This is a genomic window from Pseudomonas endophytica, assembly GCF_001411475.1.
In the GTDB taxonomy this organism is placed as follows: domain Bacteria; phylum Pseudomonadota; class Gammaproteobacteria; order Pseudomonadales; family Pseudomonadaceae; genus Aquipseudomonas; species Aquipseudomonas endophytica.
This window is the reverse complement of the sequence record NZ_LLWH01000161.1, coordinates 1-14223: the sequence shown is the minus strand read 5'-3', so window position 1 is coordinate 14223 and position 14223 is coordinate 1. Positions and strand designations below refer to the sequence as shown.

Below are 14223 nucleotides of genomic sequence, written 5' to 3'. Positions count from 1 at the left end.
CAGGTCCAGGAAATGCAAAATCAGAAGCAGACCTTATCATTCCCGCTGTCAGGCAGCCAGAAAGTAAAAAGCCTCCCGGTCTTTCGACTGGAAGGCTTCGCGGCGGTAGCTGCCTTTGCCTTTGGCGGGCCGTTCCTGGCGGCTGCGGAACAGAGGTTGGGCAACAATGGATTTGGCCTTGTTGGGGCGCTTGCTCATGGCGTTGGCTCTCGCTGGATGAAAACAAGCGCAAATCATCGGCCTGTTTTTCAGTGTTGTCCAGTGCTGAAAAAACACCGTAGGCTGCGATCTTTTGATCTTTAACTGCAAAAGATCGCAGCCTTCGGCAGCTCCTACACGCGTCATCGTCAGCTCTGGTATCACCAAAACGGTGTAACCCCGGAGCTGCCGCAAGCTGCGATCTTTGGATCTTTTGAGCGCAGTCTTTAAGACTGTATTTATTCCGCTGGCAAATTCAGACGTTGCCCACACATCAGTAGCGTTAATCGGCTCAGGCTGCTCCAGGCTGAACCCGCAGCTTGGCCTTTAATCTGAGCGTCAATACGCTGTGCGTCCATCAGCAATTGCGCCCAGCGCTGTGCCGAAAAACGCTGCAGAGCTTTGCTCATGAGTGGCTTGCGTTTGTCCCAGACCGGAGGGCGAGCTTGGCTGAAGGCTTTGTCCAGCGGGATGCCTTGACTGTATTGCAAGGCAATGTTGGCCAGTACTCGTAACTCGCGGGCCAACGCCCACAAAATCACGGGTGGCTCGACGCCTTCACCGCGCAATCCTTCGAGCATGCGCAGGGCGTGAACGGCATCGCCGTTGAGCACCGCGTCTACCAAGCCGAACACATCAAAACGGGCACTGTCAGCCACCGCAGCCTGCACGTTTTCGACGGTGATTTGCCCGTCTTCGGCCATCAGTTTGAGTTTTTCGACTTCTTGAGCGGCTGCTAACAGATTGCCTTCAACCCTGGCGGCAATCAGTTCTACCGCGTCATGGCTGGCAGCCAAGCCCGCTTGCGACAGACGTTGGCGAATCCATTGAGGTAACTGGTTGGCGTCCACCGGCCAGATCTGTAGGAACTGAGTCTGTGGACCTTCAACGAGCGCTTTGCCCCACTTGGTTTTTTGCGCACTGCCATCGAGCTTGGGCAAGCTAATCAGCAACAGCGTGTCTTCAGCTGGGCGTGAGCAATATTCGATCAGTGCCGCCGCGCCTTTATCACCCGGCTTACCGGAAGGCAGGCGTAGCTCTAGCAGGCGTCTTTGGGCAAACAACGACATGCTGGCACCCGCTTGCAGCAACGTGCCCCAGTCAAAACTGGCATCGGCGCTGAAGACCTGACGTTCATCAAAGCCTTGCTGGCGGGCGGTGGTGCGAATGGCGTCTGCGGCTTCTTGACACAACAGCGGGTCATCGCCGCTGATGATGTAGACCGGCGACAAGTTGCCTTGTAGGTGTTTAGTGAGCTGGGCGGGGGCGAGTTTCATAGGCGCTTAATAGATAACGGGGCGCCTGAGCGCCCCGTATGCCTTACTGGTTTGGCAGTTCGAGTGGCGACTGCTGAGGGGTTTCAGCCTCGGCCCTGCGTTGAGCCTCAAGGGCCTCAGCTTCTGCGCGCGCTTTTTCATCGGCGACGGCTTGCAGTTCAGCCAAGCGCGCTGGGGTCAGTTGCTCCAGGCGCAGCATGACCTGTTGAACCAGGTCACGGGTCATTTCTTTGCGAACCATCGTGGCTTCTTGGGTGCTACCAGCGATGTTGCCGGTGTTTTGCTGGTAAAACTTGTGCACCTCAAGTTTGTTCTCGAGCAGCGTCAGGTTGTTTTCGCCAATGATCTGATAGGTCAAGACCTTGGACAGCTCGTATTCAGCCGTCGAGCCCGTGCCGGTGTAGCTGGCAGAGCGCTGATCTTCCTGCTCACGGCTCAAGAAAATTTTATACGGTGCGTTGTCGGTGACTTTAACGCCGCTTTGCTCCAGTGCTTGGCGCAGTTCGCGAACGGTATCGCCGTAAGCATTACGAGCGCTGACACCCAATTCAGGGATCGTCATTTGGTTGACACCGGTGCCGCGCAGTTGAAAGCCGCAGGCGCTCAATAGAACGGCCAGACCCATCACCAGCAAATTGCGTTTGATCATGTGTTGCTCCCCTTGAAACCAGGAGGGCCGACGGTGCGGCCCGAAAGGTTTAGTCGGCGCCCGGCCAGTGCACGGGCGCCTGTTCCAATTAGCTGGCGACGATGTTGACCAATTTACCTGGCACCACGATGACTTTGCGGATCGTCAGGCCTTCGGTGAACCGCAGTACGCTTTCGTTAACGCGGGCGACCGCTTCGACGTCTTCACGGCTGGCCGAGGCCGGCATTTCGATCTGACCGCGCAGCTTGCCATTGACCTGAATAACCAGCTGCAAGGTGTCTTGCACCAGTGCGCTTTCATCCAAGGTTGGCCATGCTGCGTCGATGATAGGGTCTGCGTGGCCCAACTGGTTCCACAGTTCGTGGCTGATATGTGGAGTGATCGGCGCCAGAATCAATGCAACGGTTTCAAGACCTTCTTGCAGCAGTGCGCGATCCTGTTCAGTGGCTTGCGGTGCTTTTTCGAGCACGTTCATCACCGTCATCACCTGAGCCACGGCGGTGTTGAATTTGTGATGCTGGCCGACGTCTTGGCTGGCTTGCTTGATTGCCTGATGAATGGCTCGGCGAATGACTTTTTGATCGTCGCTCAGGCTAGCAATGTCCAACGCGCCCGAAAGCCCTTTGCCCACGTGTACATGGGCCAAACGCCATACGCGCTTGAGGAAGCGATGCGCACCTTCAACACCTGCATCCGACCACTCCAGGCTCGCGTCAGGCGGCGATGCGAACATCATGAACAGACGGCAGGTATCTGCGCCGTATTGCTCGATCATGTACTGCGGATCCACGCCGTTGTTCAGCGATTTGGACATTTTTTGCGTGCCGCCGATTTCTACCGGCAAGCCATCAGACTTCAGCGTGGCCCCGATAATCTTGGCCTTGGCGTCGCGCTCGATTTCTACGTCGTCCGGGTTGAAGTAGTCCTTACCGCCGTTATCCAGCGTGCGGAAGTAAGTTTCAGCAATCACCATGCCCTGGGTGAGCAGGTTTTTGAACGGCTCATTAGAGCTGACCAGCCCTTCGTCACGCATCAGTTTGTGGAAGAAGCGCGCGTACAGCAGGTGCAAGATCGCGTGTTCGATACCACCGATGTATTGGTCTACCGGCAGCCAATGATCGGCTGCTTTGCGCTCAACTAGACCACCCTCGAAGTGCGGTGAGGCGTAACGAGCGTAGTACCAAGAGGACTCAACGAAGGTGTCCATGGTGTCCGTTTCGCGCTTGGCCGGTGCGCCACATTTAGGGCAGCTGCACTCGTAGAACTCTGGCATGCGAGCCAATGGCGAACCGGCACCATCGGGTACTACGTCTTCTGGCAGCACGACTGGCAGTTGGTCTTCAGGGACAGGCACGTCACCACACGCGTCACAGTGGACGATTGGGATCGGGCAGCCCCAGTAGCGTTGACGGCTAATGCCCCAGTCACGCAGACGGAATTGGGTGCGCGACTGACCCAGATTTTTGGCCGCCAAGGCGTTTGCGATGGCATCGAACGCGGCCTGGAAGTCCAGCCCGTCGAACTCGCCGGAGTTAATCAGTGTGCCGTGTTCGTTGTAGGCGGCTTGCCACGGTGCGGGTGTTTCGTCACCGGCGCTAGTACGCACGACGGCTTTGACCGGCAGGTTGTACTGAATAGCGAATTCAAAATCACGCTCGTCGTGCGCCGGGACTGCCATCACAGCGCCATCGCCGTAATGCATCAGTACATAGTTAGCGACCCAAACCGGGAGTTTTTCGCCGGTCAGAGGGTGTTCAACGAACAGTGGGGTTGGCATGCCCTTTTTAACTTGGGTGGCCATGTCGGCTTCGGCAACGCTGCCGCCTTTGCATTCAGCGATAAACGCTTGCAGCTCAGGGTTGCCCTGCGCAGCCAGTGTGGCCAGTGGATGCTCTGCCGCCACGGCTACATAGGTCGCGCCCATTAAGGTGTCGGGGCGAGTGGTGAAGACTTTGAGTGCGCCCGCTTGGCCAATGGAAGCTTGGTCGTAAGGGAACTGCACTTCCATGCCACGGGATTTGCCAATCCAGTTGCGTTGCATGGTTTTGACCTGTTCAGGCCAGCCGTCAAGGTCGTCGAGGCTTTCGAGCAGCTCGTCTGCGTAAGCAGTGATCTTGAAGTAGTACATCGGGATTTCGCGTTTTTCGATCAGCGCGCCCGAGCGCCAGCCGCGGCCGTCGATCACTTGCTCGTTAGCCAGAACGGTCTGGTCGACCGGGTCCCAGTTCACGGTACCGTTTTTACGGTAGATAACGCCTTTTTCGAACAGACGGGTGAACAGCCATTGTTCCCAGCGGTAGTAGTCCGGTTTGCAGGTGGTAACCTCGCGCGACCAGTCCACGGCAAGCCCCAGGCTGCACAGCTGCTTTTTCATGTACGCGATGTTTTCGTAGGTCCACTTGGCCGGGGCGACTTTGTTCTTCATCGCCGCGTTTTCAGCAGGCATGCCGAACGCATCCCAACCCATCGGTTGCAGTACATTTTTGCCCAGCATGCGCTGGTAACGGGAGATCACGTCACCAATGGTGTAGTTGCGCACATGCCCCATGTGTAGCTTGCCGCTTGGGTACGGGAACATCGAAAGGCAGTAGAAGGTTTCTTTGCCTAGATCTTCGCTGACTTCGAAGGACTTTTGGTTGTCCCAGAATGATTGGGCGGCGGCTTCTATTTCACGGGGTTGATATTGTTCGTGCATGGCTACTTGTACTAATAAAGGGTGGCCTAATCCTCTTCAACATACACCGGCTATTGTGTTGCCCGGTTAGGTTGGAGTAGGGGTTACAGGAAGTCCCGTAGCATACATGACCCCACTCTATCGAGGGAAACCCTGATTGCCAGATCGTTCCGTTGGTCGCTACAGCGCGCTGGTTTTATAAGCACGTCTAAGCTCTCTCTGGGGGAAGAAACTTCCTTAATGAGGTGTACGGATGGTTGAGTCGCAATATAAGGCAGTAAATTCGGAGGTGTACGAGCGGTTGATTGATCGTTTGAGTGTGGCTCTTGACTCGGCAAAAACGGCAGCACAATTGAGAAACGAACGTCCTGACGAGTTGGAGTTGCGTGGTTTGAGTCGAGCCGAATTGGCGTTAATCAACGTTTATTTAAACCGGATCGGGCGTGAGGCAGATGAACGCCTGCAAGGCAGCAGTAATGAGCAGCAAACCCCTCATAAAGCTCAGGTCATCTGGCTAAAAGACAGGGTCAAGGGAAAGTAAGCCAGCGCGACGAACCAGACCGGTCCCGCGACGTAAGTGGCTTGCTCCTTAGGTTGAAATCACAGGGTTATTTGATTGAGTGCAACTCGCCCTGTTGATGCCTCCTCTCAACCCCCTTAGGCTTCGGGCATCTAAGGAGATGCTCGATGCCTTTTCGATACATGGTTAAACAACTTCTGCTGCCTCCCGGCATTCTTTTGCTGCTCCTGCTGCTTGCTTGGTGGTTTCGCCATTCACGCCCGCGCTTGGCAGGCGTGCTGTTCGCTGTTGGGCTCGGCGGCTTGTGGCTGATGAGTTTGCCAATCATGGTGCAGTGGGGCGGGCGAGTCATTGAACGTGAGCCGGCGTTGGCGCCCAGTGAATGGTCGACATTGGCGCAACGGGCTGATGCGATTGTGGTGCTGGGCTCGGGGCGTGAGCGGGGTGATCCGGCGTGGGGCAGCGATCAGCCCACCGGAATCGGCCTGGAACGCCAGCGTTACGCCGCGCAACTGGCCAAAGCCTCTGGCTTGCCGGTGCTGGTGACGGGGGGCTTGCACTACGGGGCGCCTCCTAGCGAGGCACAAATGATGGCCGACTCTTTACGCGCGGATTCAGGCGTTGAAGTCCGCTGGAAAGAAGAGCGCAGCCGTACCACATGGGAAAACGCTCAAATGACCGCTGAGATCCTGTTACCGCAGGGAATCAAACGTGTAGTGGTCGTCACCCAGGCGTGGCACATGCCGCGCTCGGTGTGGAGTTTTGAAAAAGCGGGCTTCGAGGTGCTGCCTGCGCCGGTCGGCTTTTTTAGTGCCGACAATGCACGCCCTTTGGGTGGCTGGTTGCCTGAGTACAAATCGGTTTGGCAGTCCGGGTTATTGCTCAACGAAGCCGTGGGGCAGATTGCCTACCCGTTGTTTTATCGTTGAGAAAAACGTCAACCTGCCGATGTTCGGATAGCTGACGAAAATCCTGCGTAGGAGCTGCCGTAGGCTGCGATCTTTTGTTTTTGAAGATCAAAAGATCGCAGCCTGCGGCAGCTCCTACGGGAGGAGGTCGGGGGCTTTGGTGTTACACCGTTTTGGCGATTCGGCTGGTGATCAGCGCCCAGCCAATTAACAAGGCACACAGGATTGCCAGCGGCCAAGAGCGCCATTCTAGATAGGGCGTTAAGTTATGCATTGGCACCACTTCGCCGTACATGACCGCGCGTTCGAACTGCGGCACCTGTGTGGTGATTTGTCCAAAGGGGTTGATCAGCGCAGTCACGCCATTGTTGGTGGCACGGATCATCCAACGGCCTGCTTCAAGGGCGCGCATTTGTGCCATTTGCAAATGTTGCAGCGGACCGATTGAGGTGCCAAACCACGTGTCATTACTGATGGTCAGCAAAATATCGCTCTGAGCCGCCAAGCCTGCAACAAAGTCCGGGTACACCACTTCGTAGCAAATCAGCGGGGCAATTTGATAACCCTTGGCTTGCAGCATGGGCTGATCGGCTGGACCGCGCGCGAAGTCTGACATCGGCAAGTCGAAAAAGGCGATCAAGCCGCGCAATACGTCCTGCAACGGGACGTACTCGCCGAAGGGCACCAGCTTCTGTTTAAGGTAAATGCCGTCGCCTTCACCCACTGCTGTAATGCCGTTAAAGAAGCGCGACTGATGGCGCACTTCCTGGCGAATCGGTACGCCGGTAATCAATGCGGAGTTTCGGTCAGCGGCAAACCGGCTCATCATCGTCAGAAAGCCTTCGGCGTTTTCCTTGAGCACGGGTACTGCGGTTTCTGGCCATACAATCAGGTCGACGCGCTTGGAGCTGAAGGTCATGTCGCGGTACAACGCCAACTGCGCGTTGAGCTCTGCCGGGTCCCATTTCATGCTTTGCGCGACGTTACCTTGCATGGCCGCCACGCTCAGCGGATCACCCGAAGGGCTGGTCCACGCGTGATGCTTGAGCGCAGCGCCGAGGCACCATGGGCCGACCAATAGCACCACCGCTGCGCCGACGAAGGCCTTGCGCTTGGCTTTGATCAGGCGCGGCAAGTTGCACAGCAGTGCCGCCGTTAGGGCCAGAGTGAACGAGATCAGCCACATACCACCCAGCGGCGCGAGCCCCGCCAGAGGGCCATCAAGCTGGCTGTAGCCCGAGTAAAGCCAAGGGAAGCCGGTGAGGAACCAGCCTCGGAAAGCCTCTTGCATCACCCACAGCGCGGCAAACGCCAGCGTGTCCGCTAATGGTGCTTCATTGCGACGAATCCAGCGTGCCCATAACCAAGCGGGCAGAGCGAAGAACCAGGCAATAGCGGCTGTAAACAACAGCATGAGAAAGCCGGCCAACAACACCGAGGCACCGCCGAAGTGGTGGATGCTGTAGTAGATCCAGCTGGTGCCCGCGCCAAATAGGCCAAAGCCATAGCACCAACCGCGGCCCAATGCTTGTTTTGGAGACAGGTCGCGCAAGCCCATATAAAACAGGGCTAATGCAACCAGTGCCAAAGGCCATATATCGAAGGGCGCCAACGCTAAGGTTGTGAGTGCGCCAGCTACCACGGCCAGCAAGTTACCGGGCCAGCCGGGGGCGGTTATCCAGCGCATTTCAATCCTTAGCGTCAGGGTTTAGCGAGCAATAGGCGTTAAGCGAATTAAATGAATTCGGCGGCTATCAGCATTCAGGATGCGGAAGCGGTAAGGGCCGATTTCAGTGATTTCGTTACGTTTTGGCAAGTGTCCGAACGCACTCATGACCAAGCCGCCAACGGTGTCGAACTCATCATCGGAGAAGTCGCTGTCAAAGAACTCATTAAAGTTCTCAATAGGCGTCAGCGCTTTGATCAGAAAATCACCGCTAGGCAGCGGTTTGATGTAGCTGTCTTCTTCGACGTCGTGCTCGTCTTCGATATCGCCGACGATCTGTTCCAGGACGTCTTCAATGGTGACCAGTCCAGCCACACCGCCGTATTCGTCAATGACGATGGCCATATGGTTATGGTTGGCGCGAAACTCACGCAACAACACGTTAAGGCGCTTGGACTCTGGGACAAACGTCGCTGGACGCAGCAAGTCCTTAATGTTGAATTTGTCACCGTTCTCTTGAAGGATAAGCGGCAGCAGGTCTTTGGCCAGCAAGACGCCTAAGACGTCATCATGGCTTTCGCCGATCACCGGGTAGCGCGAGTGCGCCGCGTCAATGATCGCCGGGAGAAATTCGCGGGGGGTCTGAGTCGCCTTGATGCTGATCATCTGCGAACGCGGGACCATAATGTCCCGAACTTGCAGGTCAGCCACTTGGATGGCGCCTTCGACGATGGCCAGCGCTTCACTGTCCAACAGTTTGTTCTGATGTGCTTCACGCAGCAGCTCAAGTAGCTCCTGGCGGTTTTTCGGCTCATGGGCAAAGGCCTGGGTCAGCTTACCCAACCACGACTTTTGCCCGTTGCTCGATCGGTCTTCGCTCATAGCGATTTACTCGTATCCCTTGGTTGTTTCAGTGGGTTGTTAATCAGTTTCGTCGTCTGCATACGGGTCAGGATGACCCAGTTCTGCAAGCAACGTTCGTTCCAGCGCTTCCATCTCTTCGGCTTCTTCGTCATCTATATGGTCGTAACCAAGAAGATGCAAGCAGCCATGGATCACCAAGTGCGCCCAATGAGCGTCAAGTGCCTTGCCTTGCTCGGCCGCTTCACGCTCGACCACAGACACGCAGATCACCAAGTCACCCAGTAGCGGGATATCGAGAAATTCGTCGGGGACTTCAGCCGGAAAAGACAGCACGTTGGTCGCGTAGTCTTTGTGGCGCCATGTGTGATTAAGCTCGCGGCCTTCGGTTTCGTCGACCAGACGAATGGTCATCTCCGAATCGGCGGTGCGCTGGCGCAGCGCCAGTTCACACCATTGGCGGAACTGGGCTTCATTGGGGGCTGCGGCTTGTGTCGCCAGTTGCAGGTCAAGCTCAAGCATCGTGGCGGTAGTCCTTGGCGGCGGGCAGGGCGGCCAGCTTGTCTGCGGCTTCCTGCTCGTAGCGCCCGTAGGCTTCCACGATACGCTGTACCAGCGGGTGGCGAACAACGTCTTTGGATTGGAAATGAGTAAAGCTGATGCCCGGCACGTCTTTGAGCACATCAATGACATGGGTCAGCCCAGACTTTGTGCCTTTTGGCAGGTCGATCTGGGTGATGTCGCCCGTGATCACCGCTGTTGAGCCGAAGCCGATGCGGGTCAGAAACATCTTCATTTGCTCAACGGTGGTGTTCTGGCTTTCGTCGAGAATAATGAAGCTGTTGTTCAAGGTGCGTCCGCGCATATAAGCCAGCGGTGCAACTTCAATGATTTGACGTTCGATCAGCTTGGCTACGTATTCAAAGCCCAGCATTTCGTACAGCGCGTCATACAACGGGCGCAGATACGGGTCAATCTTTTGCGACAGGTCGCCCGGCAGGAAGCCGAGTTTTTCACCCGCTTCAACGGCTGGACGTACCAACAGGATGCGGCGGATTTGCTCGCGCTCCAGTGCGTCTACCGCGCAGGCTACGGCCAGGTATGTTTTACCCGTACCGGCTGGGCCAATGCCAAAGTTGATGTCGTTACCCAGCACTTCTTTGACGTAGCGCTGCTGGTTGGTGCCGCGCGGGCGAATCATGCCCTTTTTGGTGCGCAGCGAAACACTCGCCTCAGCCACCGGTGTGCTGGCGAGTTCAGAGGCGGCAGACTCTTGCAGGAACAGGTGCACCATGTCCGGCGAAAGCTCAGTGGCTTTGGTTTCGCGGTACAGGCGGCGCAGCAGGTTTTCTGCGGAAGACGTCAGTTTAGGGTCGCCGATCATTTCGAATTGATTACCGCGGTTGCGGATTTCGATGCCCAGACGTTGCTCGATCAAGCGCAAATGCTCGTCGAACTGTCCGCACAGATTGGCGAAGCGGCGAGCCTCAAAGGGCTCGAGGAGAAAGCGATGTGGTTCGATAGGTGCGTTCAAGGTCGTTTTTAGCCGCCCTTAGGCAATTGAGGTGAGATGAAGGATAACGCTAGCAGGTCACGGGCGAAAGGGCCGAGATAAATGATTACCCTTCTGTAGGCGCGAGCTTGTTTCGCGATCTTTTAAAAAATCAAAAGATCGCGATGCAAGTTCGCTCTTACATAAGGTTCTGCTTAATTGAGCAGCGAACCCCGCAGGGAATGCGGCTGGGCGGCGTCTATGTGCACATCGGCAAATTGTCCGATCAACTGCGGGTTGTCGCAGCGGAAGTTAACAATACGGTTGTTTTCGGTGCGACCTTGCAGTTCGCCGGGGTCTTTTTTCGAATAATCGGTGACCAAAATCCGCTGAATGGAGCCGACCATTTGGCGGCTAATCTCAAAACCTTGTTGGTTCAGGCGGTGTTGAAGCGCGTTAAGGCGTTCTTTTTTACGCTCCTCGGGCGTGTCATCGGCCAAATCGGCCGCTGGCGTACCGGGGCGTTGGCTGTAGACAAAGGAGTAGGAAAAGTCGAAACCAACGTCTTCGATCAGCTTCATGGTTTGCTCGAAGTCTTTCTCGGTTTCACCGGGGAAGCCAACGATAAAGTCGGAGCTGATGCAAATACCCGGCACCGCAGCGCGCAGTTTGCGCAGCTTGGACTTGTACTCCAGCGCAGTGTGATTACGTTTCATCGCCGAGAGAATGCGATCAGAGCCCGATTGCACCGGTAAATGCAGATGCTTCACCAGTTCAGGTACGTCAGCGTGAGCCTGAATCAAGCTGTCCGAGAACTCAAGCGGGTGGGACGTGGTGTAACGAATGCGCTCGATACCGTCGATTGCTGCGACCACCCGGATCAGCTCCGCGAGGTCCGCCAAACGACCATCTTCGGTCAAACCGCGATAGCCGTTAACGTTCTGCCCCAGCAAGGTCACTTCGCGCACGCCGTTTTCAGCGAGGTGAATCACTTCGCTCAATACGTCGTCGAACGGGCGGCTGACTTCTTCGCCGCGGGTATAGGGCACCACGCAGAACGTGCAGTACTTGCTGCAACCTTCCATCACTGATACGTAGGCGCTTGGGCCGTCGATACGTGGCTCTGGCAGGTGGTCGAATTTTTCGATCTCGGGGAATGACACGTCTACCTGCGGCAGCTTGGTGATGCGCGCAGCGTCGATCATTTCTGGCAGGCGATGCAGGGTTTGTGGGCCGAATACCACATCAACATAAGGGGCGCGGTCGCGAATGGCGGCGCCTTCTTGGCTGGCAACGCAGCCGCCGACGGCAATCACCATTTCGGGGTTGGCCAGCTTCAGTTCGCGCCAGCGGCCCAGTTGCGAGTACACGCGGTCTTGGGCACGTTCACGGATTGAGCAGGTGTTAAGCAGGATGACATCAGCGTCTTCGGCGCGCGCTGTGACTTCCAGGGCCTGATGTTCACCCAGCAGGTCGACCATGCGCGAGCTGTCGTACTCATTCATCTGGCAACCGTGGGTTTCGATGTAAAGCTTCTTGGCCATGGGTGTTCATCAAGTGGTTCAAAGAACCGCGCATTATAGGGGGCATGGCCGCTGGTTCCTAGCGCTGCGCGTCTGGAGGCTATGCTATAGTTTGCGCCCTTTTTATTTCCACAGATGTTTACCCGCCCACCATGACCAAACGTGAAGCTCCAATCTACAAGGTGATTTTCCTCAATCAGGGCCAGGTGTTCGAAATGTACGCCAAGCAGATCTATCAAAGTGATCTGTGGGGCTTTCTGGAAGTTGAGGAGTTTGTCTTCGGTGAGCGCACGCAAATAGTCGTCGATCCGAGCGAAGAAAAGCTCAAGGCGCAATTTGAAGGGGTGGTGCGCAGCTTTGTACCGATGCACTCGATTGTGCGAATCGACGAAGTCGAACGTCTGGGAACTCCGAAAATCAGCGAAGCGAACGGTATGAGCAACGTGATGCCTTTTCCGTTCCCGATGCCCGACAAATAGTTTGGCGAGTTCGGATTAGGTCAAGGCAGAGGCGAGAACGGCGAGCGACCGTCGGCTGACTGCAGTTCGAGTAAGTACCTGCGGAAGATCTGGCCCAGGATCTGGGTGGCAGTCTCGAGCTGTTCGCGAGACATTTGTTCCGCAACCAAGTCGGCGGTGTCCAGCGCATCTTCGGCGCCATTGACGGCAGCCATTTTCAGCACGATGTAAGCCTGAATGTTGTTGGCCGGTACGCCTTCCCCCTTGAAAAACATCGACCCAAGCTGAAACTGAGCCATGGCGTGGCCTTGCAGTGAGGCTTGTTCGAAGTAGCTCAGGGCTTGATTGAGGTCTTGAGGGGCGTTTTTACCGTCGTAATAGAACTCACCTAGCTCGTATTGGGCTTCTGCATCCCCGGTTTTTGCCGCCTCAACACAGGTTTCCAGTGCCTCTTTAAGGTCCTCTGGCTGAGTATTGAGGGTGCAACGACCCATCGCTGGAATCAACAACGAGTTACCGCCTGCCTGAGCAAGCATAGGATGTAGGAGCAACAGGCAGCCCAGTGTAAGGGCGCGGCCGGTGCGGTTCATGGGAATCGACGTACCTCTGAAAGGCGGGCATACCCGACTAAGGGATGAATAGGCGCGCATTATGAAATAAGCGGAGGCAACCTTACAAAGTCTTTACTCGTTTTTCTGCTGCCTGACCGCCATATCGTTTGATTTAAGACGATTTTGGACGGGTGGCATAAATGATTCGCTAAAAACTGTAAGCAGTCAGCTCACGTGGAGCTGCCAAGGCACGAAGGCTGCGATCGTTTGATCATTAAAAGATCGCAGCCTGCGGCAGCTCTTACGTAAAGCAGGCCTTCTGCCTATTCAGACTTACTTCAGCGCAGCAAAAGCCCGCTCGGCAGCATCCAGTGTTAGTTGCAGCTCAGCGTCACCGTGAGCTATCGAGGTGAAGCCTGCCTCAAATGCACTCGGCGCCAAGTACACGCCGCCGTCGAGCATCAGGTGGAAGAAACGTTTGAAGCGCTCGGCATCGCTGGCCATGACGTCGTCGAAGGTCACGATGTCATCGGCTTGGCTGAAGTACAGACCAAACATGGCACCCGCTTGGGTGGTCACAAATGCAATGCCGGCGGCGTCCGCGCGTTCTTGCAGGCCAGCGAGCAGACGGGTGGTGTAGTCGGTCAGCTCGTCATGAAAGCCAGGACGGCTGATCAGGCGCAAGGTTGTTAAACCCGCGGCCATCGCCAGTGGGTTGCCGGACAACGTGCCGGCCTGATACACCGGCCCCAGCGGAGCAATGTGTTGCATGATTTCGCGTTTGCCGCCAAAGCAGCCAACCGGCATGCCGCCACCAATAATTTTGCCGAAGGTGCTCAGGTCTGGCGTCACGTTGTAGTGAGCTTGAGCGCCGCCCAGTGCGACACGGAAGCCGGTCATCACTTCGTCAAAAATCAGCACAATGCCGTGCTGGTCGCACACGCTGCGCAAGCCTTGCAGGAAGCCCGGAGCAGGCGGGACGCAGTTCATGTTGCCGGCGACCGGCTCGACAATGATGCAGGCCACCGTGTCGCCCACTTCGGACAGCAGTTTTTCAACCGCGTCGATGTCGTTGAAGGTCGTGGTCAAGGTGTGTTTGGCAAAGTCGGCCGGTACGCCACCCGAGCTAGGAACGCCTTGGGTCAGCGCGCCGGAGCCAGCTTTGACCAGCAAGCTGTCGGAGTGGCCGTGGTAGCAGCCTTCGAATTTCAGAATGTTGTCGCGCCCGGTAAAACCCCGCGCTAGGCGGATGGCGCTCATGGTCGCCTCAGTGCCTGAGCTGACCATACGGACCATCTCCATAGACGGCACAATCGAGCACACCAGATCGGCCATCTCGGTTTCCATGGCAGTCGGGGCGCCATATGACAACCCGTGCTCCAATTGCGCACGCACGGCGTCTAACACGTCCGGGTGGCTATGGCCCAAAATCATCGGGCCCCACGA

General features: G+C 56.4%; 14 protein-coding genes. 3 read left to right on the top strand and 11 right to left on the bottom strand.

What is annotated here, in order from left to right:
* Positions 1-48: 48 nt before the first annotated feature.
* From arfA to leuS, 4 genes are all read right to left on the bottom strand, one after another.
* On the bottom strand, positions 49-198 hold the full coding sequence (arfA, locus tag AQS70_RS10950; RefSeq protein ID WP_055102822.1) for an alternative ribosome rescue factor ArfA: 150 nt from the start codon (positions 196-198) through the stop codon (positions 49-51).
* 239 nt (positions 199-437) lie between these two features.
* Positions 438-1475: a DNA polymerase III subunit delta gene (holA, locus tag AQS70_RS10945; RefSeq protein ID WP_055102794.1), complete on the bottom strand. Its 1038-nt coding sequence runs from the start codon at positions 1473-1475 to the stop codon at positions 438-440.
* Positions 1476-1518: 43 nt separating this feature from the next.
* Positions 1519-2124 carry an LPS-assembly lipoprotein LptE gene (locus AQS70_RS10940; RefSeq protein ID WP_055102793.1) on the bottom strand — a complete coding sequence of 202 codons (606 nt, stop codon included), beginning with the start codon at positions 2122-2124 and terminating at the stop codon, positions 1519-1521.
* A gap of 88 nt (positions 2125-2212) precedes the next feature.
* Positions 2213-4819: a leucine--tRNA ligase gene (gene leuS / locus AQS70_RS10935; RefSeq protein ID WP_055102792.1), complete on the bottom strand. Its 2607-nt coding sequence runs from the start codon at positions 4817-4819 to the stop codon at positions 2213-2215.
* A 232-nt stretch (positions 4820-5051) separates the two neighbouring features.
* Here leuS and AQS70_RS10930 point away from each other — a divergent pair, with 232 nt between their 5' ends.
* Positions 5052-5339, top strand: coding sequence for a hypothetical protein (locus tag AQS70_RS10930; protein ID WP_055102791.1), 288 nt, complete (start codon positions 5052-5054; stop codon positions 5337-5339).
* 146 nt (positions 5340-5485) lie between these two features.
* Positions 5486-6247, top strand: a complete 762-nt coding sequence (locus AQS70_RS10925; protein ID WP_055102790.1) for a YdcF family protein — start codon at positions 5486-5488, stop codon at positions 6245-6247.
* Positions 6248-6389: 142 nt separating this feature from the next.
* Here AQS70_RS10925 and lnt read toward each other — a convergent pair whose 3' ends face one another.
* The 5 genes from lnt to miaB all read right to left on the bottom strand — a co-directional run bounded on the left by lnt (position 6390) and on the right by miaB (position 11789).
* Positions 6390-7913, bottom strand: coding sequence for an apolipoprotein N-acyltransferase (lnt, locus tag AQS70_RS10920; RefSeq protein ID WP_055102789.1), 1524 nt, complete (start codon positions 7911-7913; stop codon positions 6390-6392).
* Between the two features lie 21 nt (positions 7914-7934).
* Entirely contained in the window at positions 7935-8774 is an 840-nt protein-coding gene (locus AQS70_RS10915; RefSeq protein WP_048367621.1) for an HlyC/CorC family transporter, read from the bottom strand.
* 39 nt (positions 8775-8813) lie between these two features.
* A complete protein-coding gene (gene ybeY, locus AQS70_RS10910) occupies positions 8814-9275 on the bottom strand; it encodes an rRNA maturation RNase YbeY (RefSeq protein ID WP_055102788.1) in 462 nt (153 codons plus the stop codon).
* The gene (locus AQS70_RS10905) at positions 9268-10287 is read right to left on the bottom strand and encodes a PhoH family protein (protein WP_055102787.1); all 1020 of its coding nucleotides are present in this window, start codon (positions 10285-10287) and stop codon (positions 9268-9270) included. The genes ybeY and AQS70_RS10905 overlap by 8 nt, the downstream gene beginning before the upstream one ends.
* Positions 10288-10460: 173 nt before the next feature.
* Positions 10461-11789: a tRNA (N6-isopentenyl adenosine(37)-C2)-methylthiotransferase MiaB gene (gene miaB, locus AQS70_RS10900; protein ID WP_055102786.1), complete on the bottom strand. Its 1329-nt coding sequence runs from the start codon at positions 11787-11789 to the stop codon at positions 10461-10463.
* Positions 11790-11920: 131 nt separating this feature from the next.
* Between miaB and AQS70_RS10895 the strand changes: the two genes are divergently transcribed.
* A complete protein-coding gene (locus tag AQS70_RS10895) occupies positions 11921-12247 on the top strand; it encodes a DUF1820 family protein (protein WP_048367613.1) in 327 nt (108 codons plus the stop codon).
* 20 nt (positions 12248-12267) lie between these two features.
* Here the strand turns inward: AQS70_RS10895 and AQS70_RS10890 are convergent, their stop codons facing one another.
* Both AQS70_RS10890 and hemL read right to left on the bottom strand, forming a co-directional pair.
* Positions 12268-12816, bottom strand: coding sequence for a tetratricopeptide repeat protein (locus tag AQS70_RS10890; RefSeq protein WP_055102785.1), 549 nt, complete (start codon positions 12814-12816; stop codon positions 12268-12270).
* 294 nt (positions 12817-13110) lie between these two features.
* Positions 13111-14223 (bottom strand): glutamate-1-semialdehyde 2,1-aminomutase (gene hemL, locus AQS70_RS10885; RefSeq protein WP_055102784.1); only part of this gene is annotated, 1113 nt, incomplete at its 5' end.